We start from the raw sequence: 23,675 nt of genomic DNA on the forward strand, positions 1-23,675 counted from the left end.
TGCGAAGACTTAAGCAACAGGCATGAATTTGCCCGCCAGACCATTGACGGCAGATAAGCGCTTTTTCTTGGCAAACCAAGTCTTGGAAGCAGAGTTCGGGGGAAAACTGGCGTGATCCGTGGCGTTTTCGTCAGCCGGCGCGCTTTTCTTCCATTTCGAGCGGCATCGACTTGTCGGCCGCGAATTCTTCGAGCGTCATCGAATCGAGGATCGCGGCAACGGCATCACGCACCGTCGTCATCGACACCCGCACCTGACAGGTCTCGGGATCGTTGCAGTCTTCGCACACCTCATAGGCCGTGCGGCTTGCGCAGCGGATCGGCGCAAGCGGCCCATCGAGCGTACGGATAACGTGACCGATGCGGATTTCGGATGCCGGGCGCGACAGCGAATAACCGCCGCCGGGGCCCTTCTTCGAGCGCAGCATGCCGGCGTTGCGCAGTTCGAGCAGGATGGTGTCCAGGAATTTCTTCGGGATATTGTTGCGCTGCGCGATCTCGGTAATGAAGGCGGTCTCCCCCGGCTCCAGCCGTGCAAGATCGACCAAGGCCTTCAGTCCGTACTTTCCCTTCTTCGTCAGCATTCCGGCACGCTTTCCCTGCGGCGGCACCCCGGGAAACGGGAATCATCCGCGCAAATGCAAATATATCTTGGCATAGCACAAGAAACGTACTGCCAACATATAATTATAGTGGGGAATTGGCCGAAGTCGCGAGCATAGCGTGCCGCCGATGCGGCGAGGATTTGCGAAGGTCTTCGCGGCGGAGGCGGGAGAAAAGCCGAAACCGGCTTTTCTCATCCGCTTCAAGTGTTGCTTCAGGCAGCGGCGCTGTGGTTCTGACGCTTCGCCTGGACGGCCTGGTGGGCCAACAGCTGACGGATCGCGGCACGCGCCTCATCGGCCGAACCGAAGCGCTTCGCGTCCAGATCCCAGACGTGATACTTCACCGCCAGGAACTTGAAGCGATCTTCATCCGGGACAACAACGCCGACGGCTTCGCCGCCAAATTCGATAACCTGCTTGCTCATACAAATAACGCTCCTTCCACGCGGGCGGCGCGGAAACTTTCAATTTCGGCAAAAGATAAAGTTCGAGGGGTTCGAAGGTCACATTCGGCAGAGATTGCGAATGAGCCATTTTTTCTCTGTTGCGCGACAAAGGAGACGCGTGCCGAAGAAGGCGGCGGTCGAGACGGTTTCGGACATGTCACACTCCTTTGGCTGGCCCGGCATCAGCAATGCCGGAGCGTTCGATGAACAACCGTGAGGCGGACTCCCGCGTTCACGTAGTGGCAAACTAGAATAATCTACCAATTCCGTCAATTAAAAAGATGAATACGCAGAAAAAATTTCTTCACCCTTTAAATTCAAGGGGCGATGCACGCAAAATCCATCTACCCGTTCCGGAGCCGGAGACCCACGCTATTTAGGAAGCGAAGAATCAGTCTGCAAGGCACGGGTGGATAAAGACAGCACATTCGGACAAAAAAGGGGCGGCCGTTGCGGCCGCCCCTTCACGTTTTATATCCTGAGAGACGGCGATCAGGCCGCCGGCGTTCCCGCCTGCGGCGTGGTCGTGCCGCTGCGGGACGCTTCGCGATCCTTCCACCAACGATTGAGGAAGAGCAGGATCGGACCGCCGATGTATATCGACGAGGTCGTTGCCACGATCACGCCGAAGATCATCGGCCAGGCGAAGCTCTTGACGGCATCGCCGCCCCAGATCGCCATCGGCACCAGCGAGAAGGCCGTCGCCATCGAGGTGAAGATGCATCGCGCGATCACCTGGTTGATACTCATGTCGATGAGATCCGAGAACGGCATCGACTTGTACTTCCTGAGGTTCTCGCGCATGCGGTCATAGACCACCACCTTGTCGTTGACCGAGTAGCCGATCATCGTCAGCAACGCGGCGATAGCCGTCAGGTTGAAGTCGATGCCTGTCAGCGCGAAGAAGCCGATCGTCTTGGTGATGTCGAGCAAGAGGACCGCGATCGCGCCGACAGCGAAGTGCCATTCGAAGCGGAACCAGATGTAGAGCAGGATCGCCACCATCGCGAGACCGACAGCGAGGAAGCCCGAACGGGCAAGCTCGGTGCTGACGGTTGGGCCGACGACCTCAGTACGCTCGAATGCCGCATCCGGGATCGTCTGGACGACGGCATCCTTGATGCGGTTGAGCGCTACGGTCTGCTCCTGCTCGCCGCCCGGCTGGCGCTGGACGCGGATCAGGACCGATTTGTCCTGGCCGAATTCCTGCAGCGCCACTTCGCCGATGTTGAGCGCTTCGAGATTGTGGCGAAGCGTCGGAAGGTCGAGCGTATTCTTCGAGGTGGTCTCGACCTGGATACCGCCGACGAAGTCGATGCCGTAGTTGAGGCCCGGCGTGAAGAACAGCACGACGGAGCTGACCGACAGGAAGGCGGACATGCCGATGGCGACGAAGCGGCCCTTCATGAAGGAGAAGGACGGAAGCTTCGGAACCTTGCCGAACAGCGACGGGATCTCGAGCTTCTTCATCTTCCGGCGGACGACGACCTCGCGCATCATCAGGCGAACGACGGTGATCGAGGTGAACATCGAGATGATGATGCCGAGCATCATCGTGACGGCGAAGCCCTTGACCGGGCCGGAGCCGAAGGCGAAGAGCAGCACGGTGCCCGAAAGCGTCGTGACGTTACTATCGATGATGGTTGCGTAGGCCTTGTTGAAGCCGATATCGAGCGCCTTCATCGCGCCGGCACCCGCTTCCGTCTCTTCACGGATACGCGCATTGATCAGGATGTTGGCGTCCACGGCCATCCCGATGCCGAGAATGATACCGGCGATACCGGGCAAGGTCAGCGTCGAGCCTAGCATCGCCAGAAGCGCGATCGTCAGGATCGTGTGCAGCACCAGACCGACATTGGCGATCATGCCCCATGCGCCGTAGAGCACGACCATAAGGGCGACGACGAGGGCAAAGCCGGCAAGACCGGTGTAGATGCCCATGCGGATCGAATCCGAGCCGAGGTTCGGACCAACCGAGCGTTCTTCAATGACGGTCAGCGGCGCCGGCAGGGCGCCCGAGCGCAGCAGCGCCGAGAGAACGGTTGCTTCCTTCGAGGTGAAGTTGCCGCTGATCTGCCCCTGACCGCCAATGATCGGTTCGCGGATGACCGGTGCGGTCAGAACCTTGCCGTCGAGAACGATGGCGAAGGGCCGGCCGACTGCGGCCTGAGTGATTTCCGCAAACTGGCGCGCGCCAAGCGCGTCGAAGGTGAAGGAAACGATCGGTTCGTTGGTGCGCTGGTCGAAGCCGGCCTTGGCATCGGCCAGCCGTTCGCCGGAGATCGCGACGCGGCTTTCGACCGCATATTTGTTGGTGTCGTGGGCGCCCGGCAGAATGTCGACGCCGCGCGGCGGCGGCTGGTTTGGATCCACCGTCTGGTCGACCATGTGGAAGCTCATCTGCGCGGTCGAGCCGAGAAGCTGACGCAGAGCCGTCGGATCTTCGAGACCGGGAAGCTGGACGAGAATACGGTCGGAGCCGACGCGCTGGATCAAAGGTTCGGCAACGCCGACGGTATCGACGCGCTGGCGGATGATTTCCAGACTCTGCTCGACCGCCTTGGTCGTGCGGTCGGCAAGGCCGGCTTCGGTCATTGCCAGGGTGATGGTGTCACTATCCTCGGTCACGTCGATATCGGACGCCGAGCTGCCGAAGCCGAGCGTGCCGACGGGGGCAGCGAGTTCCTTCAGCTTCGGCAGAACTTTTTCGCGGTCGGCCGGATCTTCGATCTTCACGGTAACGGTATCACCGGCAATACGTGCCGAAGAGGCCGAAATGCGCTCGGTGCGGAGCGCCCGGCGCGTATCGTCAAGCAGCGTTTCGAGACGAGCTTTGCGAAGGCCGGCGGCATCGACTTCGAGAACGAGGTGCGAACCGCCCTTGAGGTCGAGGCCGAGGGTCACGGGCTTGACCGGCAGCCAGGCTGCAAATTGTTCACGTTGTGCCGGCGTCAGCACGTTCGGAAGCGCCGCGATACATCCGAAGATGATCACGACGACATAGACGAGAATCGCCCATTTCGATGTACGCATGTTGTGGTTCCAGAAGAGCCTGCGCGGGCACGGGGCGCGTCGTCAGGGCATTGTTTCATAAAAGGCAGCTGCAGCCGAAGCTGCCAGCCTGCCAAAATCCGTGTGATGGATCAGACGCGCGGAGGTGCGCGAATATGGGGGCCATGGTTCGCGGCCCCGCCGAGATACGCGGCGGTCTCTCGGAATACCCGCCCGTCCGACGAGCGGGGAAATTCAAATTGGAGCGATGCCGGCAGGAGCGCCGGCAAGCCGTCATCGGCTGCGGACTTGGCGTCCTTGCGCTCGGCCGTAAATCGAAGGTCAGAAAGCGGTGTCGCCCGCGAGAGCTGCCGGGCGGCGGGACGATCGGTCGAACCGGTGTCGGTGACGTTTCCGGCCTGGGCGCCGGATGCCGAACGGGACGGGATGCTCTGTCCGACCGAGATGACCTGCATTGCGAAGGAGGCGCAAAACAGCCACAGCACGGCGAGAAGCCGGCCGGCCTGCATGTTCTTGCTGCCACCACCCATGCGGTCCATCGAGGACGCGGTCCCTTTCCCTGGCGGTCGAACGCCAGCGAGACGAAAATTGAGCCCGAATGCCCGACCTTACCTGGAGAACATGGCCGGAATCGAGCATGGGCGCCTTTAACACCATTCCGGGCCGGAAAAGTCAAATCCGGCCCACTTCGTCGTTGTCGTTGTTCAGGCCGTAAGGCCGCTCGTTTGCCGCTCGTGGATCTCGATGAGCGACGGTCCCTTGCGCTGCGCCGCCTCGGCGAGCGCGTGGGACAAATCACTGGCGGAAGCAAGCCGCCGTCCCTCGACGCCATAGGCCTTCGCCGCCATCAGGAAGTCCGGCGCCGAAGGCTTGACGCCCTCCGGCGTGACGCCGGCATCGACCATGTAGCTTTCGATTTCCTGGTAACCGTCATTGTTCCAGACGAGGAAGATGACCTGCGCCTGCGCATCGACGGCCGAGCCGATTTCGGCCAGCGAAAACTGGAAGCCGCCGTCGCCGACGAGGCAGACGACCGGCCGCGACGGATCGGCAACGGCCGCACCAACGGCTGCCGGCGGCGCGTAACCCAGGGATCCGTAACCGGTCGCCGAATTGAACCAGCTGCGCTGTCGCGGTGCATCGCAATAGAGATTGCCGGCATAGACGGCCTGGGTCGAGTCGCCGACGACAGTGCAATCCGGCAGGACCTTGTAGATGGTGTCGATGATGCCGATCTCGGCCCGCATCTTCGGCGTCAGTTCCTTCAGCGCCGCCCGTCGCGTGGTCTCGGCCCGTCCCGCGCCATCCTTGGCGGCATGGCCCGGCAGGAAGGCGAGGATGCCCGCCGTCGCCGCCTTGGCGCCGGAGAGAATGGAGAGTGCTGCATGCGGCCCGCGCGCGAGCTGCGCCGCATCGATGTCGGTGCGGATCAGGTTGCGCAGGGCCGGAAAGCCGCCATCGGCATACATGTCGTAGTCGGTCTGGCCCATTTCGGTGCCGAGCGCCAGCACCAGGTCGGCCTCCTTCAGCAGCGACCGCACCGCCTTCAGGCTGGGGCTGGCTGGAACCCTCAAGGGACTGCCCGAGAACATGCCACGGGCATTGACGGTGGTGACGACGGGAGCGCCGATCTTTTCGGCAAGCTCGGCCACTTCCGCCTCCGCCGTCAGCGCGCCGCCGCCGCAGATGATGACCGGGCGCGAGGCGTCGGCGCAGAGGATCGCCGCACGCTGCAGTGTCTCGCTGTCGGAGCGCGGCCGGGTGGCCGTTGCAGGGCGCACCGCCTCCGGCGCGATCTTCGCCGACATCACGTCGGTCGGGATCTCGATATGCACCGGTCCCGGCCGGCCGGAGACGAGCACCGAGAAGGCGCGATCGACGACGAAAGGCAGGTCTTCCGGATTGAGGAGCGTGTGCGAATAGAGCGCCAACGTTTTCATCATGCCGTGCTGGTCGGGCAGTTCGTGCAGCAGGCCGCGGCCATGGCCGAGTGAATCGCGGCGATTGACGCCTGAAATCACCAGCATCGGGATCGAATCCTGGCGCGCCTGCGCCATCGCCGTGATCGTGTTCGTGAGGCCGGGCCCGGTGATGACGAGGGCGACGCCCGGCTTGCCGCTGACGCGAGCATAGCCGTCGGCCATGAAACCCGCGCCCTGTTCATGCCGCGGCGTCACGTGGCGGATCTTCGATGCCGCAAGGCCCCGATAGAGCTCGACCGTGTGCACGCCGGGAATGCCGAACACCACCTCGACGCCGTTGGCCTCGAGCAGGTCGACCAGGACTTCTCCAACCGTTTTTTCCGTGGTCATGCGCGGCGCTCCTTGCGCTGGCTGGCCCGCTCGGCAAGGGCTTTGATGCGGCGGCAGGCCTCGTCGATGGCGGCATCGGGCACGGTCAGGCTGACGCGCAGATAGTTCTGTGCTTCGTCGCCAAAGGACGATCCGGGCATGACGGCAACCCCCTCCTCTTCAAGCAGCGCCCAGGCAAACGCATCGCCGTCGAGACCGGTTCCCGAAACATCGATCAAGATGAACATGCCGGCCTCCGGCGCGAACACCTCTATACCGGGTGCCTTGGCAAGGCCCGCGACGATCTGCGCTGCCCGCGACTTGTAGGACAGGCGCATCTGCCGTGCGGTGTCGATGTCATGGGTCAGGGCATAGGCGGTCATGTCGGCGATGAAGGGCTGCGTGCCGAAAAGCATGGTTTCGGAGACCGGCAGCAACCGCTCGGTGAACTCGACCGGGCCGACCGCCCAGCCGCTGCGAAAGCCCGGCGCGGCATGCGACTTCGAGATCGAGGAGACGACGATCGTGCGTTCGGCGAGATCCGGATTGTCGAAGGGCGAGGCGAAGACGGCGCCGAACACCAGCTCCTCATAGACCTCGTCGCAGACGATCCAGAGATCGTGTCGACGTGCGACTTCGCCGATCGCGGCAATTTCTTCCGCCGTCAGCACGGCGCCGGTCGGATTGTGCGGCGTATTCAACAGCAGCACCCGGCTCTCCGGAGTGATCGCCTTTTCGAGATCTTCGGCCTGCATGTGGAAGCCGAATTCAGGCTTCAGCGGCACCAGCACCGGGTGGGCGCCGGTCGAGCGGATCACGCCCTCATAGGTCGCATAGAGCGGATCGCCGACGAGCACGGCATCGCCGGCCTCCGCCAACCCGAGAATCACGGCGAAAAGCGCCGTCTGCGTGCCGGGAAAGCAGAGCACGTTCTCGTTCGTCACATCGGCACGGCGGCGACGGTATTTCTCCGCGACGGCCGCCACGACCGTCGGCTCCCCGCGGCCGTTGGAGTAGCGATAGCGCCCGGCATTCATCGCCCGCTGGCATTCGTCGAGCAGCGCGCGGTCCGGCGGAAGATCCGGTTCGCCGATCGTCAACTCGATGATGTCGGCACCGGCAGCCTTCAACTGGCGGGCACGGATATGCAGCGACCATTTGCCCGAACCAAGATCGGCAAGATGTTCGGTGATGGACGCGTAGCGCATGGTGCTTTCTCCCGTTTTCATTGTTTTGCAGTTCCGATCTTCGTGCCGAGCAACGCTTCGACCGAAGACATGGCGATGGCGACGAGTTCGCCTTCGCGAAAGAGATCGCCGGCAAGGCAGCCCTCGACCCAGAGGCCGTCGACCAATCCGTTGATGGCGATGGCGAAAGCCCGGCAGGTTTCGGCATCGGCCGGCTTGCCCTTGGCCGCAAGGAAATCGGCAAGCAGTTCCTGCAGCGAATTGCGGAAGGCGAGATAGCCTTCGCGATGGATCTCCGACAGCACCGGATCGACCCGGACCTGGCTGATGAAGGCCGCCCAGAGGGAGATGCTGCGGCTGTCGGCCACCGGCTCGGTGAGGTTGATGGCGATGAAATCCCTGAGCCGGGTTTCCGGGTCGCCCTCGACCTTGCTCGCCTTTTCAGTGAGCGAGGCGATGACGGCGCGATAGGCCTCGGCGACCATCTGGTCCTTCGATTCGAAGTAGTGGCGCACCAGCCCGGCGGTCACCCCGGCACGGATCGCGATCTGCCTGACGGTCGCGCCTTTCAGTCCGAATTCCGAGATGCAGTCGAGCGTCGCTTCGATCAATTCCTGGCGGCGCTCGCCTTCCGGCGCACGGTGAAAACTGCGTCTGTTCATGCGGCACTCTGCTCTCGAACCGGCGCGAAACCCTGTTCAGGCGCGGTCAGCAAAGGCTTCGGCCAGAACGGCGGCATGGGCGGCTCCTTCGGGAAATCGAGCGATCGGCGAGCGTCAAAAAATCGACGACGTCCATTATTATACGCTTGAACAATAGCGGCACAAGTGCAACCATACCTGCCAACAAAAACCCGTGACAGGCCAAAAAAGATGCCGCGCGGAAGACGACAGGGGAACTGTTTCGATGCTGACAGACAAAGCTCGCAGAGCCATGGGAGCGGCGCGCCGATGACGGATGCGGCCCAGGCAATCGCGGTCACTGACCTGCACAAGCGTTTCGGGCCATTGGAAGTGCTGAAGGGAGTTTCGCTCACGGCGAAGCAGGGCGACGTGATCGCCATCATCGGCGGCAGCGGCTCCGGCAAATCCACTTTCCTTCGCTGCATCAACCTCCTCGAACTCCCCTCTGCCGGCAGCGTCAGCGTGCATGGCGAAAAGATCCGGATGAAATCCGACGGCCGCGGCGGCCTGGTGCCGGAGGACCGCAAACAGGTCCAGCGCATTCGCAGCCAGCTCGGCATGGTGTTCCAGAGCTTCAATCTCTGGCAGCACATGACCATCCTCGAAAACGTCATCGAAGCCCCGATCCATGTGCTAGGAAAGCCGAAGGCGGAAGCGGTCGCCACCGCCGAAACCCTCCTGAAACGGGTCGGCCTCTACGAGAAACGCGACGCCTACCCGGCCTTCCTTTCCGGCGGCCAGCAGCAGCGCGCCGCGATCGCCCGGGCGCTTGCCATCCAGCCGCTCGTGATGCTCTTCGACGAGCCGACCTCGGCGCTCGATCCCGAACTCGTCGGCGAAGTTCTCTCTGTCATCGGTGACCTCGCGCGTGAAAAGCGCACGATGATCCTCGTCACCCACGAGATGAAGTTCGCGCGCGACGTCGCCAACCACATCGTCTTCCTCCACAACGGCGTGATCGAGGAGCAGGGCCCACCTGAGACCATCTTCGGCGCACCGAAATCGGAAAGGCTCAAGAAGTTCATCAGTTCCATTCACTGAATTCCTGAATGCTAAACAACCAAAAAGGGGAACAGCATGAAGAAGGCATTGAAAGTCCTGGCCGTTGCGGCGGCGATCGCCGTCAGCGGCGGTGTCGCGGCATCGGCGGAAGCGCTGAAGGTCGGCGTCGCAGCGGAACCCTATCCGCCGTTCACGGCGCCTGACGCCAGCGGCAAGTGGGAAGGCTGGGAAGTCGAGTTCATGAACGCCATGTGCGCCGAGGCCAAGCTCGAATGCGTGCTGACGCCGGTCGCCTGGGACGGCATCATCCCGGCGCTGACCTCGAAGAAGATCGACATGATCATCAGTTCGATGTCGATCACCGACGAGCGCCTGAAGACGATCGATTTCTCCGACAAGTACTACAACACCCCGACCGGCATCATCGGCACCAAGGGCGTCGAGATGAACTCCTCGCCGGAAGGGCTGAAGGGCAAGACGCTCGGCGTCCAGGTCTCGACGGTTCACCAGGCCTATGCCGCCAAGCACTTCGCGACGGCCGGCGTCGAGGTCAAGGAATACCAGACGCAGGACGAGGCCAACAACGACCTCGCCGCCGGCCGCCTCGATGCGGTGCAGGCGGATGCCATCGCACTCAAGGCGTTTCTGGCAACCGACCAGGGCAAGGAATGCTGCGAATACAAGGGTGACGTTGCCGAAGACGTCGCCGTGATCGGCCCCGGCGTCGGCGTCGGCCTGCGCAAGGGCGAAACCGAGCTCAAGGACAAGATCAACGCCGCCATCAAGGCGATCCGCGACAACGGCACCTACGATACGTTCTCGAAGAAGTACTTCGACTTCGACATCTACGGCGGATAAGGCGCGATCGGCCGGCGATCGAACCGTCGCAGCGCTGTCGTGTCCGAACGGACCGCAGCACTGTAGCGATCGCCGGCCGGCGCCATCGGAGCTCGACGACGCATGGCTGCGGATTCCCTCATCAATTGGGGCCTGCTCTCGCTTTCAGCACCCGGCTGGGGCGGCGTATTGCTGCAAGGCTTTTTCAATTCCATTCAGATCGCCGTCGGCGGCTTCACGCTCGGCCTGGCACTCGGCATCGGCGGCGCCTTCGGCAAGCTCTACGGCGGCCCGGTCCTGCGCGATCTGCTCGAATGCTACACCACGGTCGTGCGCGCGGTGCCCGAGCTGGTGCTGATCCTCCTGCTCTATTATGCCGGCACCGACCTGCTCAACCAGGTTCTGGCGTTCTTTTCGGTCGGCCCGGTCGACATCAGCGGCCTGATGGCCGGTATCTTCGTCATCGGCGTCGTCCAGGGCGCCTATTCGACCGAGGTGTTGCGTGGCGCGATCAAGGCGGTGCCCGCCGGCCAGATCGAGGCGGCACGCGCCTATGGCATGTCGCCAGCCATGGTCCTGCGGCGGATCACCCTGCCGGCGATGCTGCCCTATGCCATTCCCGGCCTCTCCAATCTCTGGCTGATCGCCACCAAGGATACGGCCCTTCTCGCCGTCGTCGGCTTCAGCGAATTGACGCTGGTCACCCGCCAGGCGGCCGGCACGACCAAGGCCTACCTCCTGTTCTTCCTGGCGGCCGGCGCCCTCTACCTGGCGCTGACGCTGATCTCCAACGTCTTCATCGGCATGCTCGAACGCCATGCCCGACGCGGTTTTGCGGAGAGCCGATGACCGACGAAACCACCCACGCCGTTGCGTTTACGCCCGAAGACCTGCCAACGGCGAGGAGCTTCTTTCAACCGCACCGCATCGTCATGATGCTGGTCTTTGCCGCCTTCGTCGTCGCCGTCGCCGTCTTCATGCGATGGGACTGGCTGCCGCGCTACCTGCCGCGGCTCGGCTGGGGCATTCTCGTCAGCCTGATGATGCTGTTCAGCACCGCCATCCTCGGCTTCCTGCTGGCGGTGCCGATCGGCCTCGTGCAGGTGACCGGCCCCTGGTTCCTGAAATTGCCGGCCAAGGTCTTCTGCACGGTCATCCGCGGCACGCCGTTGCTGTTGCAGCTCTGGCTGCTCTACTACGGTCTCGGCTCGCTGTTCCCGCAGTTTCCGGCAATTCGCCAATCCTTCCTCTGGCCCTATCTGCGCGAGGCCTGGCCCTATGGCGTGGCGGCGCTGACCATTTCCTTTGCCGCCTACGAGGGCGAGGTCATGCGTGGCGCCTTTGCCGGTGTTCCGAACGGCGAGCTCGAGGCGGCCAAGGCCTATGGCATGGGCCGCTGGACAATGTTCCGCCGCATCTGGCTGCCGCGCGCCATCCATCGGGCGCTGCCGACGCTCAACGGCGAAACGGTGCTGCAGCTGAAGTCGACGCCGCTTGTCGCCACCGTCACCGTCGTCGACGTCTATGCGGTCATCTCCAAGGTGCGGCAGGAAACCTTCCTCACCTACGAGCCGCTGCTTTTGCTCGCGCTCATCTACATGTGCCTCACCGGCATCCTGGTGGTGGCTTTCCGCACGTTCGAAAATCGCATCCCAACCCGCGGTGCCTGACATGAAACTTTCCCCCTCGATCACGAACGCCATGCCGGAACTCGTCGCCATTCGCCACGACCTGCATGCCCATCCCGAACTCGGGCTGGCGGAAACGCGCACCTCCGCCTTCATCGCGGAACATCTCAGAAGCCTCGGCTACGAGGTGACGACGGGCCTTGCGAAAACCGGTGTCGTCGGCACGCTCAAGAACGGCAGCGGCAAACGCAGGGTCGGCATCCGCGCCGACATCGATGCACTGCCGATCCTCGAAGAAACCGGACTCGATTATGCCAGCAAGACCTCTGGCCTGATGCACGCCTGCGGCCATGACGGTCACACGACGATGCTGCTCGGTGCTGCCCGCGCCCTTGCCGAGCGGCGTAATTTCGACGGCACTGTTCACCTGATTTTCCAGCCGGCCGAAGAGAATTTCGGCGGCGCCAAGATCATGATGGACGAAGGCCTGTTCGATCAGTTTCCGTGCGACGCGGTGTTTGCGCTTCACAACGAGCCGGGTCTGCCCTTCGGCCAGTTCGCCCTTCGTGAGGGCCCGATCATGGCCGCCGTCGACGAGGCTCGCATCACCGTGCATGGCCGCGGCGGGCATGGCGCCGAGCCGCAGGAGACGGCCGACCCGATCGTCTGCGGCGCGTCGATCGTCATGGCGCTGCAATCGATCGTCTCGCGCAACATCCATCCGATGGATCCGACCGTCGTCACCGTCGGCGCCTTTCATGCCGGCTCAGCCAGCAACATCATTCCCGAGCGCGCCGAGATCGTCGTCGGCATCCGCTCCTTCGAGCCCGATGTGCGCGACGAACTCGAACGGCGCATCCGCATGATCGCCGAGGCGCAAGCGACGAGCTTCGGCATGCGCGCGACCGTGGACTACCAGCGCAGCTACGACGCGACGATCAACCACAAGGCCGAGACCGATTTCGTCCGCGATCTCGCGGTTCGCTTTGCCGGGGCCGACAAGGTGGTCGATCTCGCCCGCCCCTTCATGGGCAGCGAGGATTTCGCCTACATGCTAAAGGAACGGCCGGGGACCTATTTCTTCCTCGGCTCCAAGACCAGCGACGACGATCGGCCGCTGCATCACCCCGGCTATAATTTCAACGACGACCTGCTGCCGATCGGCGCGGCCTTCTGGACCGAATTGGCCGAGACCTATCTCTCCCGAGGCTGATAGGCCGTGAACGGTTACCGCCCTGGTGGAGCGGATCCTGCCCGCGCCACCAGGGCCTGTTTGCTCCTCTCGCTTAAATGTTGGACAGGCGCGAGACAGGTTCTCTCCGCATGGTGCTGCAAGCAAACCGACCGTGATGCGGAGCTTGACACGTCATGCATCTGGCCCTTCCCAAGCCGATAAGGCACCTCTGGCTTCCGCTCGTCGTATTCATCCCGTTTGTCGCGGCAATATGGTTCAGGCCGCTCCTTCCGATCGACGAAACGCGCTACACCAGCGTCGCCTGGGAAATGTTCCTGCGTCGCGACTGGCTTCAGCCGCTGACGATGAATTTCGAGCCTTACCATCACAAGCTGCCGCTGTTGTTCTGGCTCATCAACGCCTCATGGACGGTCTTCGGCGTGACGCGCTGGGCGGCAACGCTGCCGGTCGTCCTGTCTTCGCTCGCAAGCGTCTATCTCACGATCGCGCTCGGCCGCTTGCTCTTTTCCGATTTCGACCGGCAGGCTGACCGCACGGCGATGGTCATGGTCGCGAGCGTGCCCTTTCTCGTTTACAGCACCCTCATCTATTTCGATCTCACCCTCACCGTCTTCGTGTTGCTGTCGCTAATCGGCATCGTGCTTTATGCCCGCAAGCGGGACTGGCGCTCCGTCCTCCTGATCGGACTGTCGCTGGGGTTCGGCGTTCTCGCCAGAGGGCCGGTGGCTTTCCTTCACATCCTGTTCCCGATCGCGCTGGCTCCGCTCTGGGCAGACGATCTCAGGCGACCCGGCCGGTGGTATCTCGGCATCTTCGCAGCGCTTGCCATCGCCGGCCTCATCGTTCTCTGCTGGCTCGTCCCGGTGTTGATGCAGGCGGACGGCAAGTTTACCCATTCGCTGCTCTGGGATCAGACGGTCGGCCGGGCGACGGGCACGCTCAACGCCCATGTCCGACCCTTCTACTTCTACCTGACGCTGCTGCCCGCAATGATGATCCCGTGGGTGTTTTTCCCAAGCTTCTGGAAAGGCGCTGCCGCGCTGCGCCAAGGGTGGCTTAACGAGGAAGGCACGCGGCTCCTGTTTTTGTGGGCAGCACCCACTTTCTTAAGCTTTTCCCCTGATCGGCGAGAAACAGCCGCATTACCTGATGCCACTGGTGCCGGCCGTCGTGCTTGCCGTCGTCCTCTGTCTCAAAAATGTCCCGAGCCGGCGCCTGGTGCTGAACATGGCCGTCATGGTTGCGGCCATCGTCGTCGGGCAGGCGGTCGCGTCGGCGACGTTCCTGAAGCGATATGATCTGGAGCCGACCGCCGCCTATATGCGCGCAAATCGCAACCGGGACTGGGCCTTCGTCGCCAACTATCATGCCGAGTTCGGCTTCCTGGCTCGCCTGGAAAAACCCGTCGACGACGTCGCTCCCCAGCGGCTGGCGCAATGGTTTGCAAGCCACCCCGAGGGCCGCGCGATCGTCGTTGGCCGAAACGCCGACGACTTTTCCGGATATCAGCTGGTCATGGACAGTCCCTACCGCGGCAAGAGGATGGGCGTGCTCGCGGCAAGGCCTCTGGCCGTCCCCTCCAAGGCGGAACCCTGCCACGACAACGGCAGCGACGCGCAAACCCCGGCATGCGACAAAGTGGCGAGCAGCGACTAGTCGCTGCCGGACAGGCCACCGGCCGGGCGTCGTGTTTCCCCGGCGCCCACCGGCGTCCGCGCGGCGCGCTCCAATATGCCGCAGCGCAACATTGCCGCAGTGTGACAACGTGGCGGACGCGCCGTCATTGACGTTTGGCAAATTTGGCGCAGATTCAAGTGCATGCTGAAAAGCCGGCGCAACCCAAGGATTTGCCTCGGCCAGAGGCCAAGATAGGTCCCCTGATCGACGATCGATCACCGGACGAATGATGCAGCAGCCAGAGCATTGCGGCCCACGCGTCAGCGACGCGTCGCGTCCGTATGTCTGAAAGGATTGCGCCCGTGTTTGAGAGCTTCGATGCGACCCTGCTCGCTCGCTTCCAGTTTGCCTTCACCGTTTCCTTCCACATCATCTTCCCCGCCTTTTCCATCGGGCTTGCGAGCTACCTCGCGGTGCTCGAAGGGTTGTGGCTGTGGAAGAAGGACGAGGTCTATCTCGAGCTCTTCAATTTCTGGAAGACGATCTTTGCCGTCGCATTCGGCATGGGCGTCGTCTCCGGCATCGTCATGTCCTACCAGTTCGGCACCAACTGGAGCGTCTTTTCCGACAAGGCCGGGCCGATCATCGGGCCGCTGATGGGCTATGAGGTGCTGACCGCCTTCTTCCTCGAAGCAGGCTTTCTCGGCGTCATGCTGTTCGGCCTCAACCGCGTCGGGCCGAAGCTGCATTTCTTCGCAACCGCCATGGTCGCCATCGGCACGCTGATTTCGGCCACCTGGATCCTTTCGGCGAACTCCTGGATGCAGACGCCGGCGGGCTTTGCGATGAACGAGGCAGGCCAATTCGTCCCGGTCGACTGGTGGGCGATCGTCTTCAACCCGTCCTTCCCCTATCGCCTCACCCACATGGTTTTGGCCGCCTATCTCACGACGGCCTTCGTCGTCGGTGCCTGCGGCGCCTGGCACCTGATCCGCAAGACGGCGCCACGGCGGGCGCGAAAGATGTTCTCGATGGCGATGTGGATGGCGGCGATCGTCGCGCCGATCCAGATCTTTGCCGGCGACATGCACGGGCTCAACACACTGGAACACCAGCCGGCCAAGGTGATGGCGATGGAGGGACACTACCAGAGCCATCCGGACGGTGCGCCGCTCATCCTCTTCGGCATTCCGAACTCGCCTGAAAAGCGCGTCGACTATGCGATCGAGGTCCCGAAGCTTTCGAGCCTGATCCTGAAGCACGACCTCAACGCGCCGCTTGCCGGGCTCGATACGATCCCCGAGGAGCTGCATCCGCCCGTCGGCATCGTGTTCTGGTCGTTCCGGGTGATGGTCGGCCTCGGCTTCACCATGCTCGGCATCGGGCTCTGGTCGCTCTGGTGTCGCTATCGCGGCACGCTCGACAGCAATGTCTGGCTGCACCGTGCCGCGATCGCCATGGGGCCTGCCGGATTCGTCGCCGTGCTCGCCGGGTGGGTCACGACCGAAGTCGGCCGCCAGCCCTATACGGTCTACGGCCACCTGCTGACGGCAAACTCGGTGGCGCCGATCGCGGCACCCGCCGTCGCCGCCTCGCTGATCGCCTTCATCATCGTCTACTTCTTCGTCTTCGGCGCCGGCACCTTCTACATCCTGCGCCTGATGGCGCGGTTGCCGCGCGATCCGATGCCGGAGCTCGGCGAAGGACCATTGCGCAGTTCCGGCATCATGCCGGGCCCCGCCACTCACGCCAGCCATGCAAACATCAAGGGAGGCCATCATGGAGCTTGATCTGCCGTTCATCTGGGCCGGCATCATCGCCTTTGCGGTGCTCGCCTATGTCATTCTCGACGGCTTCGACCTCGGCGTCGGCATTCTCTTCCCGTTTTTTCCAGAGAAGCACGACCGCGACGTGATGATGAATTCCGTCGCTCCGGTCTGGGACGGCAACGAGACCTGGCTGGTACTCGGCGGCGGCGGCCTGATGGCGGTGTTTCCGCTGGCGTACGCGACCATCCTGCCGGCGCTTTACGCCCCCATCATCGCCATGGTCATCGGCCTCATCTTCCGCGGCGTCGCCTTCGAATATCGCTGGCGTACGCGCCGGGCCGAATATCTGTGGAACTGGGCCTTCTCCGGCGGCTCGATGCTGGCGGCCTTTGCGCAAGGCATCACGCTCGGCGCCCTCGTCCAGGGCATTCCGGTCGAGAACCGTGCCTATGTCGGCGGCTGGTGGGACTGGCTGACGCCGTTCTCGATCATGACCGGCATTGCCGTCGTCGTCGGCTATGCGCTGCTCGGCGCCACCTGGCTGGTGATGAAGACCCATGGCGACCTTGCCGATCGGGCTCGCGACCTCGCGCTCAAATGCTCCTTCGCCACCGTGGCCGCGATGGGTATCGTCAGCCTGTGGACGCCGTTCCTGGAGCCGCAATATCTCGACCGCTGGTTCAGCTTTCCGACGGCGATCTTCAGCGTCATCGTGCCGGCGCTCGTTCTCGGCTGCCTCTATGCGCTGATCTCGGGCATCCGCAATCGCCACGACAGCCGGCCGTTCATCTCCGCACTCGGCCTCTTCGTGCTCGGCTATGCCGGTATCGGCATCAGCTTCTACCCCTATATGGTGCCGCCATCGCTGACGATCTGGGATGCGGCGGCCCCTGAGGAGAGCCTCTCCTTCCTGCTTGCCGGCGCTCTGGTGCTGGTGCCGATCATTCTCGCCTATACCGCCTATGCCTATTGGGTGTTCCGCGGCAAGGTCGACCCGGAGGAGGGCTACCATTGACCAGCGAGACGGGTACAGGCCGCAAGCTTCTCTGGTTCGTCGGTCTCTGGTGCGCGGGGGTGGCGGCCGTCACCGTCGTCGGCCTTGCGATCAAGCTGATGATCGGAACATAGTCGATCCATTGGAGTGGGATCCGGGCGGAAAACCGCAGCACTTTTCCGCATCCCGCTCTAAAAAGCCTCGCTCAAGCTTGGCCGGCTAACTTCCCTTTAACACGTCAGCAGGCGATCGCCGCAGACGGAGACAGGACCGCACCCTCCTCCCCTGCAAAGCGATCGCCTGCGGAGGTGACCACCTCGAGGGGTCGCCGGCTGCGACCCTGTTGCCCCTTCCAAGACAGCTCGCCGTTTGTTAGCAGTGCGCCGCAGAAGCGCCCCGCTTGCTGAGAGCCGAGGGACGCTCGAACATCCTGGCCCGCGCTGGCTGCGCCCCAGGCAATTGGACGAGACAGATGCAGAAGACCCCCGCGCAATGCGAAACCATGGCCGACGTGCGAGCGGAGATCGACCGGCTCGACCAGGCGCTGATGGCGCTGTTTGCCGAGCGTTGGGGCTATATCGACCGCGCCGCCGAGATCAAGGCGCCGCTGAAGCTGAAGGCCGACATTCCGGCGCGGGTGATGGAAGTGCGCGAGAATGCCCGCAAGAACGCCGCGCGCGTCAATCTTGATCCTGATTTTTACGAAGACATCTGGGCACGGCTGATTGGCCACGCGATCGCCCACGAGCAGAGGCTGCTCGGCGAAACCGGCGACGAATAACATCGCCGTCGCCGATCTTTCGGCCTACGGCCGTCAGCGCCCGAGAATGTAACCCTGGAGACGGTCCGCCGCTTCCTTCACATGGCCCGGGTCGCGCAGGAAGCAGGCGCGCATGAACAGCGAGCCGCCGTCGCCGAACGCCGTTCCCGGCGCCAGGCCGACACCGGTCTTGTCGACGATGTCGATTGCCGCTGCGCGCGAATCCGTGACGCCGTCAATCTTCAGGAACGCGTAGAGCGCACCGTCGGGCTTCAGCGTTTCCACCCGGTTGGTGGCGATCAGCGCGTCGCAGAAGACGTCACGGTTCTTTGCCGCCTTGGCGACATTGGCATCGACAAAGGCGTCGCCCTCGTCGAGTGCTGCGACAGCACCCCGCTGCAGGAACTGGGCGACGCCCGAGGTCGAATACTGCACCAGGTTTTCGAGCACCTGGCCGATTTCCGGTGGGGCGACGATCCAGCCGACGCGCCAGCCGGTCATCGACCAATTCTTCGAGAAGGAATTGACGAAGAGGATGCGGTCGCCTTCCTCCATCACGTCGAGGAAGGACGGCGCGCGGGCGCCGCCATAATAATAGAGCGCGTAGATCTCGTCGGCGATGATCCAGAGCCCGTGCCTGCGCGCCAGCGCCAGGATCGCGGCCAGTTCCTCGCGGGTCGCGGTCCAGCCGGTCGGGTTCGAGGGGGTGTTGATGAACAGCGCCTTGGTCTTGGGGCCGATCGCCGCCTGCAGCCGATCGAGATCGAGCTGCCACTTGCCGTGTTCGAAGCGCAACTCGACCGAAACCGGCCGGACGCCGGAGAGATCGGCGGCGGCGGCAAAGTTAGGCCAGGCCGGCGTCAACAGCACCATCTCGTCGCCGGGCGAGGCGATCGCCTCGATAGACAGCTTGATCGCCTGCATGCCGGAGCCGACGACGTAGAAATGCTCGGGCGAAAGCGTCTTCTGGAAGCGGCGCTGATAGTAGCGCGACAGCGCCTCGCGCAGCGGCGGGATGCCGCGCTGCCAGGTATAGAAGGTCTCGCCGGCGGCAAGCGCATCGCGTGCGACATCGCTGATGAAGGCAGGGGTCGGCAGGTCGCCCTCGCCCACCCAGAGCGGGATCAGGCCATCGCGCCCGCGGGCATAGTTCACCACCTCGACGATACCGCTTTCGGGCGCGGAAAGCGCGCGGGGGCTGATGGTGGCAAGCGTGGTCATCGGCGGGCTCCGGATGCACGATGGCGCAGGCTGCCGCCTGAATCATCATGAAAGATTCCAATGGACTAGAGCGAAATGGACCGCTCCGGTTTGCCCGTTGCTTCTAGCCGCTTTCGCCGGGGCGATCACGCGACTTTATCTGACCGATTTATCGATTTTTGTGATGTTTCGCGGCCCCGGCAAAGCCGGGGCCGCGAAGAAAAACTCAGGCGCGCTGCTTCAGCAGGTCGCGGATTTCCGAGAGCAGCAGAATGTCTTCCGGCGGCGGTGCGGCCGGCGCTTCGTCCTTCTTCTTTTCCATCGAAGCGCGCATGCGGTTCACCGCCTTGATCATCAGGAAGATGATCCAGGCAAGGATCAGGAAGTTGATCAGCACGGTAATGAAGTTGCCGTAGGCAAACACGGCGCCCTGCTGGCGGGCGGCGGCGAGAGACGTGGCCGTCACGTTGGCCGAAAGCGGCAGGAAGTAATTGGAGAAATCGAAACCGCCACCGGTGAGCGCACCGACGATCGGCATGACCAGGTCTTCGACGACCGACGTCACGATCTTGTTGAAGGCTGCGCCGATGATGACACCGACCGCGAGATCCATCACGTTCCCGCGGGCAATAAACTCCTTGAACTCATTCAGCATAAATCTCTCCGTATTATCCCCGTTTGAAAACGGCCGGCGGCGCTGTCCCGCGCTGCAAGCGTTTACGGAAACTAAACCAAAGCGGGCAGCGAGAAAACCTTTCTTTGCCTTTGATCAATTAGCACCGGATAGAGCAGGAACGGGAAGGCAGCCGGCGCTGCACACCGATTTCTCGTGTCGAGCCTTGAACTTAAGACTCATGCGAGGGCAATTCTCAACCCGGCGGACTTGCCCTATGCTCCGCCCTGGAGGAGTGAGGCATGCTTTCGGGTTCGGTCATCTTTGCCTCGGCCTTCGCCTATCTGCTGCTGCTGTTTGCAGTGGCGAGCTATGGCGACCGGCGGGCCAGGAGGAACAGCGCTGCGCTGAAAGGCAGGCCGCTCGTCTATGCGCTGAGCCTTGCCATCTACTGCACCTCCTGGACCTATTTCGGCGGCATCGGGCTTGCGGCCGAACGCGGGCTCGAATTCACCGGCATCTATATCGGCCCGATCCTGATGTTCACGCTCGGCATGCCGCTGATCCGCAAGATCATACGGCTCGCCAAGACCGAGAAGCTGACATCGGTCGCCGACTTCATTGCCGCGCGTTACGGCAAAAACCCAGCCGTGGCCGCGATCGTCGCGCTGATTTCGCTGGTCGGCGCCATTCCCTATATCGCGCTGCAGCTGAAGGCGATCTCGAGTTCGGTCGCCGCCATGATCAACACCAGCGACTACGGCATCGGCGCCGGGCAAAGCTTCATCGACCTGCCGCTGCTGGTCACGCTCTTCCTCGCCTGCTTTGCCATCGTCTTCGGCACGCGCCATACGGATGCGACCGAGCACCAGGACGGACTGATCCTCGCGATCGCGATGGAATCGCTGGTCAAGCTGGTGGCGCTCGTCACCGCCGGCTTCTACATCGTCTTCGTCATTTTCAACGGCCCGGCTCACCTGTGGTCTCTGGCCGCGCAAAGCCCTGCGGTGCAGTCGGCGCTTTCCTACGAGACCCCGATAGCGCGCTGGGTGCTGTTGATCGTCACGTCCGCCTTTGCGATCATCATGCTGCCCAGGCAGTTCCATGTGACGGTCGTCGAAAACCGCACCGAAGGCGAGCTACGTACCGCCGGCATCCTCTTTCCGTTGTACCTGATCGGCATCAATCTCTTCGTGCTGCCGATCGCCATTGCCGGCATCCTCACATTCTCCGGCTCCGGCGACGCCGACCTCTATCTCTTGACGCTGCCGCTCGCCAACGGTCTGCCGGTGCTGACGCTGATCACCTTCATCGGCGGCTTTTCAGCGGCGACCGCGATGGTGATCGTCGCGTCCGTCGCGCTGTCGATCATGATCTCCAACGACATCGTCATGCCGGTGTTCCTGCGCCGCAACCTCAGCCAGCGCGGCGGCTTGCAGGAAAACCTCGCGGGAACGCTGCTCAACATCCGACGCTCCGCAATCTTCGCCGTGCTTCTGCTCGGCTACGCCTACTATCGCTCCGCCGACATCAGCGCCGGCCTCGCCTCGCTCGGGCTGCTCTCCTTCGTCGCGATCTCGCAGATGGCGCCGGCGCTGCTGGGCGGCCTTGTCTGGCGCCAGGCCAATGCCCGCGGCGCGATCACCGGCATGGTCTCGGGCTTTCTCGTCTGGGCCTATCTGCTCTTCCTTCCGAGCCTCGGCGGACCCGACAATTCCCATGTGGCAACGACGGTGCTGAGCTTCCTTCTGCCGTTCACCGACCTGTTCTCAGGTCCCGATGCGGACCCGCTGGTGAACGCCACGACGCTCAGCCTGCTCGTCAACTGCGCCACCTATGTTCTCGGATCGCTGACCCGCACGCCGAAGCCGATCGAACGCTTCCAGGCCGGCGTATTCATCACCCGGCGGTCGCGCACCGAAGGCGCCTTTCGCGGTCGCAAGACCAAGGTTACCGTGCGTGACCTCAAGGCAACGATCGCGCGCTACATGGGCGCCGAGCGCATGCAGCGCTCCTTCCATACCTATGAGCGCCAGACCGGCCGTTGGCTGGACGACAACGCGCCCGCCGACATGGCGGTCGTGCATTTCTCCGAGCAGTTGCTCGGCAGCGCCATCGGCTCGTCCTCGGCGCGGCTGGTGCTTTCGCTCGCGCTGCAGCGCGGCGACGACACCTCGTCCGAGACGGCCTGGCTGCTCGACCAGGCGAGCGAGGCACTGCAATACAATCAGGATATGCTGCAGACCGCGCTCTCGCAGATGGACCAGGGCATCGCCGTCTTCGACAATGCCAACAACCTGATCATCTGGAACCGGCGCTTCCGCCAGCTTCTCGACCTGCCGGAAGCGGCCGGCCAGGTCGGCTTCCCGCTTGCCGATATCGTCTCGATCCTCACCAAGCGCGGTGACATTCGCAAGGATCAGGAAAAGGGGCTGATCGCCAATTTCCTGACGCTCGACAAACCCTTCCTGCTCGAACTTGGCAACGGCGAGCGGATCATCGAAGTGCGGACCAACGCCATGCCCGACAAGGGCATCGTCACCACCTACACCGACATCACCCAGCGCGTCGCCGCCGACATGGCGTTGAAGCAGGCGAACGAGACGCTGGAACTGCGCGTGGCCGAGCGCACCGGCGAACTGACCCGGGTGAACCGGGAACTCGCCGAGGCGCGCGCGGCCGCGGACGAGGCCAATATCGGCAAGACGCGGTTCTTTGCCGCCGCCGGCCACGACATCCTGCAGCCGCTCAACGCCGCCCGCCTCTACTCCTCGTCGCTCGTCGAGCGGCTCGGTGAATCCGACAACAGCACGCTGGTCGAAAACATCGATTCCTCGCTGGAATCGGTCGAGGCCATTCTTGGCGCCGTGCTCGACATTTCACGCCTCGACACCGGCGCCATGAAGGCGCGGATACAATCCGTCCCGCTCAACGAATTGCTTAGAAGGATCGAGACCGATTTTGCCCCGATGGCGCGAGCCAAGGATCTCGAACTCATCATCATGCCGACATCGCTTGTCGTGCGCAGTGATCCGAACCTGCTGCGCCGCGTCGTCCAGAACCTCGTCTCCAACGCGATCAAGTACACGCTGGCCGGCAAGGTGCTCGTCGGGGTGCGCAGGCATGGCGCCATGGCGACGATCGAGGTGCTCGATTCCGGCATCGGTATTCCCCAGTCGAAGTTCCGCACCGTCTTCAAGGAATTCGCCCGACTGGACGAAGGCGCCCGCACGGCCTCCGGTCTTGGGCTCGGTCTTTCGATCGTCGACCGCATCTCGCGCGTGCTCAACCATCCGGTCAGCCTGCAATCGACGCCCGGCAAGGGCACGGGCTTCAAGGTGACCCTACCGCTCGATGCCAGCGCCGGCGAGCGCGTCGCTGTCCGTCCGGTGCCACAGAGCAAGGCAAGCGAGGCGCTGAACGGCCTGCGGGTGCTGTGCATTGACAACGAGCCGCGGATCCTCGAGGGCATGCGGGTGCTGCTTTCCGGCTGGGGCTGCATCGTCAGCACGGCGGAATCGCTGGCTGCCTGTTCCGAATTCAGTGCCCAACCCGGCGAGAAACCGCATGCCGTCATCGCCGACTACCATCTCGACGACGGGACCGGCATCGAGGCGGTCGCGCGCATCCGGGCATCGACCGGCGAAGCGACGCCGGCGCTGCTGGTGACCGCCGACCGTTCGCCGGAGGTGCGCGCCGCGGCCGAACGCGACGGCATCGCGATCCAGAACAAGCCGGTGCGCCCGGCGGCTATGCGCGCCTGGCTGACGCAGCTTTCGACGGCGGCACGAACCGCTGCGGAATGAACGGCTCCCGCATTTCGGAGCCGCCTGAAAC

Annotated in this window: 20 protein-coding genes; 11 read left to right on the top strand and 9 right to left on the bottom strand. The window is 63.3% G+C overall.

Annotated elements, in window-relative coordinates; translation table 11 throughout:
• Positions 1–130: 130 nt before the first annotated feature.
• The 7 genes from IB267_RS12470 to IB267_RS12500 form a co-directional block, all read right to left on the bottom strand.
• Positions 131–583 carry an Rrf2 family transcriptional regulator gene (locus IB267_RS12470; RefSeq protein WP_034797035.1) on the bottom strand — a complete coding sequence of 151 codons (453 nt, stop codon included), beginning with the start codon at positions 581–583 and terminating at the stop codon, positions 131–133.
• Between the two features lie 233 nt (positions 584–816).
• Positions 817–1,029 (bottom strand): hypothetical protein, encoded by a 213-nt coding sequence (locus IB267_RS12475; protein ID WP_034797039.1) that lies wholly within the window; start codon positions 1,027–1,029, stop codon positions 817–819.
• Positions 1,030–1,542: 513 nt separating this feature from the next.
• Complete coding sequence (gene secD / locus IB267_RS12480; RefSeq protein WP_192447897.1) at positions 1,543–4,083, bottom strand: protein translocase subunit SecD; 2,541 nt, start codon at positions 4,081–4,083, stop codon at positions 1,543–1,545.
• A 110-nt stretch (positions 4,084–4,193) separates the two neighbouring features.
• The gene (locus IB267_RS33260; protein ID WP_246764908.1) at positions 4,194–4,601 is read right to left on the bottom strand and encodes a hypothetical protein; all 408 of its coding nucleotides are present in this window, start codon (positions 4,599–4,601) and stop codon (positions 4,194–4,196) included.
• 165 nt (positions 4,602–4,766) lie between these two features.
• Positions 4,767–6,374 carry a 5-guanidino-2-oxopentanoate decarboxylase gene (locus tag IB267_RS12490; protein WP_192447898.1) on the bottom strand — a complete coding sequence of 536 codons (1,608 nt, stop codon included), beginning with the start codon at positions 6,372–6,374 and terminating at the stop codon, positions 4,767–4,769.
• The gene (locus IB267_RS12495; protein ID WP_192447899.1) at positions 6,371–7,561 is read right to left on the bottom strand and encodes a pyridoxal phosphate-dependent aminotransferase; all 1,191 of its coding nucleotides are present in this window, start codon (positions 7,559–7,561) and stop codon (positions 6,371–6,373) included. Before IB267_RS12495 ends, IB267_RS12490 begins: the two co-directional genes overlap by 4 nt.
• Positions 7,562–7,578: 17 nt before the next feature.
• Entirely contained in the window at positions 7,579–8,202 is a 624-nt protein-coding gene (locus tag IB267_RS12500; RefSeq protein ID WP_043613143.1) for a TetR/AcrR family transcriptional regulator, read from the bottom strand.
• A gap of 288 nt (positions 8,203–8,490) precedes the next feature.
• On the opposite strand from IB267_RS12500, the gene IB267_RS12505 reads away from it, so the two are divergent.
• The 10 genes from IB267_RS12505 (at position 8,491) to IB267_RS12550 (ending at position 18,046) form a co-directional block, all read left to right on the top strand.
• Positions 8,491–9,264, top strand: coding sequence for an ABC transporter ATP-binding protein (locus IB267_RS12505; RefSeq protein ID WP_192447900.1), 774 nt, complete (start codon positions 8,491–8,493; stop codon positions 9,262–9,264).
• A gap of 36 nt (positions 9,265–9,300) precedes the next feature.
• On the top strand, positions 9,301–10,083 hold the full coding sequence (locus IB267_RS12510; RefSeq protein WP_192447901.1) for a transporter substrate-binding domain-containing protein: 783 nt from the start codon (positions 9,301–9,303) through the stop codon (positions 10,081–10,083).
• Positions 10,084–10,185: 102 nt separating this feature from the next.
• Complete coding sequence (locus tag IB267_RS12515; protein ID WP_192447902.1) at positions 10,186–10,911, top strand: ABC transporter permease; 726 nt, start codon at positions 10,186–10,188, stop codon at positions 10,909–10,911.
• Positions 10,908–11,732 carry an ABC transporter permease gene (locus tag IB267_RS12520; protein WP_192447903.1) on the top strand — a complete coding sequence of 275 codons (825 nt, stop codon included), beginning with the start codon at positions 10,908–10,910 and terminating at the stop codon, positions 11,730–11,732. Before IB267_RS12515 ends, IB267_RS12520 begins: the two co-directional genes overlap by 4 nt.
• Before the next feature lies 1 nt (position 11,733).
• Positions 11,734–12,903 carry a M20 aminoacylase family protein gene (locus IB267_RS12525; protein WP_192447904.1) on the top strand — a complete coding sequence of 390 codons (1,170 nt, stop codon included), beginning with the start codon at positions 11,734–11,736 and terminating at the stop codon, positions 12,901–12,903.
• Positions 12,904–13,058: 155 nt separating this feature from the next.
• A complete protein-coding gene (locus tag IB267_RS12530) occupies positions 13,059–14,183 on the top strand; it encodes a glycosyltransferase family 39 protein (protein WP_192447905.1) in 1,125 nt (374 codons plus the stop codon).
• Positions 14,122–14,541: a hypothetical protein gene (locus IB267_RS12535; protein WP_192447906.1), complete on the top strand. Its 420-nt coding sequence runs from the start codon at positions 14,122–14,124 to the stop codon at positions 14,539–14,541. Before IB267_RS12530 ends, IB267_RS12535 begins: the two co-directional genes overlap by 62 nt.
• Before the next feature lie 323 nt (positions 14,542–14,864).
• Positions 14,865–16,292, top strand: coding sequence for a cytochrome ubiquinol oxidase subunit I (locus tag IB267_RS12540; protein WP_192447907.1), 1,428 nt, complete (start codon positions 14,865–14,867; stop codon positions 16,290–16,292).
• Positions 16,282–17,286, top strand: a complete 1,005-nt coding sequence (gene cydB / locus IB267_RS12545) for a cytochrome d ubiquinol oxidase subunit II (RefSeq protein WP_192447908.1) — start codon at positions 16,282–16,284, stop codon at positions 17,284–17,286. The genes IB267_RS12540 and cydB overlap by 11 nt, the downstream gene beginning before the upstream one ends.
• A gap of 451 nt (positions 17,287–17,737) precedes the next feature.
• The gene (locus IB267_RS12550) at positions 17,738–18,046 is read left to right on the top strand and encodes a chorismate mutase family protein (protein WP_192447909.1); all 309 of its coding nucleotides are present in this window, start codon (positions 17,738–17,740) and stop codon (positions 18,044–18,046) included.
• 33 nt (positions 18,047–18,079) lie between these two features.
• Here IB267_RS12550 and IB267_RS12555 read toward each other — a convergent pair whose 3' ends face one another.
• Both IB267_RS12555 and mscL read right to left on the bottom strand, forming a co-directional pair.
• The gene (locus IB267_RS12555; RefSeq protein WP_192447910.1) at positions 18,080–19,246 is read right to left on the bottom strand and encodes a pyridoxal phosphate-dependent aminotransferase; all 1,167 of its coding nucleotides are present in this window, start codon (positions 19,244–19,246) and stop codon (positions 18,080–18,082) included.
• Positions 19,247–19,451: 205 nt separating this feature from the next.
• Entirely contained in the window at positions 19,452–19,880 is a 429-nt protein-coding gene (gene mscL / locus IB267_RS12560) for a large conductance mechanosensitive channel protein MscL (RefSeq protein ID WP_043613162.1), read from the bottom strand.
• Between the two features lie 260 nt (positions 19,881–20,140).
• Here mscL and IB267_RS12565 point away from each other — a divergent pair, with 260 nt between their 5' ends.
• Positions 20,141–23,644: a PAS domain-containing hybrid sensor histidine kinase/response regulator gene (locus tag IB267_RS12565; RefSeq protein ID WP_192447911.1), complete on the top strand. Its 3,504-nt coding sequence runs from the start codon at positions 20,141–20,143 to the stop codon at positions 23,642–23,644.
• The last annotated feature ends 31 nt before the right edge of the window (positions 23,645–23,675 follow it).

This window comes from Ensifer sp. ENS09 (assembly GCF_014852425.1).
Taxonomy (GTDB): Bacteria; Pseudomonadota; Alphaproteobacteria; order Rhizobiales; family Rhizobiaceae; genus Ensifer.

Coding starts and splice junctions, on each gene's coding strand:
- IB267_RS12505 (WP_192447900.1), top strand. CDS start 8,491: ATGACGGATGCGGCCCAGGCAATCGCGGTCACTGACCTGCACAAGCGT.
- IB267_RS12510 (WP_192447901.1), top strand. CDS start 9,301: ATGAAGAAGGCATTGAAAGTCCTGGCCGTTGCGGCGGCGATCGCCGTC.
- IB267_RS12555 (WP_192447910.1), bottom strand. CDS start 19,246: ATGACCACGCTTGCCACCATCAGCCCCCGCGCGCTTTCCGCGCCCGAA.
- IB267_RS12475 (WP_034797039.1), bottom strand. CDS start 1,029: ATGAGCAAGCAGGTTATCGAATTTGGCGGCGAAGCCGTCGGCGTTGTT.
- IB267_RS12535 (WP_192447906.1), top strand. CDS start 14,122: ATGGTTGCGGCCATCGTCGTCGGGCAGGCGGTCGCGTCGGCGACGTTC.
- secD (WP_192447897.1), bottom strand. CDS start 4,083: ATGCGTACATCGAAATGGGCGATTCTCGTCTATGTCGTCGTGATCATC.
- IB267_RS12530 (WP_192447905.1), top strand. CDS start 13,059: ATGCATCTGGCCCTTCCCAAGCCGATAAGGCACCTCTGGCTTCCGCTC.
- IB267_RS12520 (WP_192447903.1), top strand. CDS start 10,908: ATGACCGACGAAACCACCCACGCCGTTGCGTTTACGCCCGAAGACCTG.
- IB267_RS12565 (WP_192447911.1), top strand. CDS start 20,141: ATGCTTTCGGGTTCGGTCATCTTTGCCTCGGCCTTCGCCTATCTGCTG.
- IB267_RS12490 (WP_192447898.1), bottom strand. CDS start 6,374: ATGACCACGGAAAAAACGGTTGGAGAAGTCCTGGTCGACCTGCTCGAG.
- IB267_RS12495 (WP_192447899.1), bottom strand. CDS start 7,561: ATGCGCTACGCGTCCATCACCGAACATCTTGCCGATCTTGGTTCGGGC.
- IB267_RS12470 (WP_034797035.1), bottom strand. CDS start 583: ATGCTGACGAAGAAGGGAAAGTACGGACTGAAGGCCTTGGTCGATCTT.
- IB267_RS33260 (WP_246764908.1), bottom strand. CDS start 4,601: ATGGACCGCATGGGTGGTGGCAGCAAGAACATGCAGGCCGGCCGGCTT.
- mscL (WP_043613162.1), bottom strand. CDS start 19,880: ATGCTGAATGAGTTCAAGGAGTTTATTGCCCGCGGGAACGTGATGGAT.
- IB267_RS12500 (WP_043613143.1), bottom strand. CDS start 8,202: ATGAACAGACGCAGTTTTCACCGTGCGCCGGAAGGCGAGCGCCGCCAG.
- cydB (WP_192447908.1), top strand. CDS start 16,282: ATGGAGCTTGATCTGCCGTTCATCTGGGCCGGCATCATCGCCTTTGCG.
- IB267_RS12550 (WP_192447909.1), top strand. CDS start 17,738: ATGCAGAAGACCCCCGCGCAATGCGAAACCATGGCCGACGTGCGAGCG.
- IB267_RS12515 (WP_192447902.1), top strand. CDS start 10,186: ATGGCTGCGGATTCCCTCATCAATTGGGGCCTGCTCTCGCTTTCAGCA.
- IB267_RS12525 (WP_192447904.1), top strand. CDS start 11,734: ATGAAACTTTCCCCCTCGATCACGAACGCCATGCCGGAACTCGTCGCC.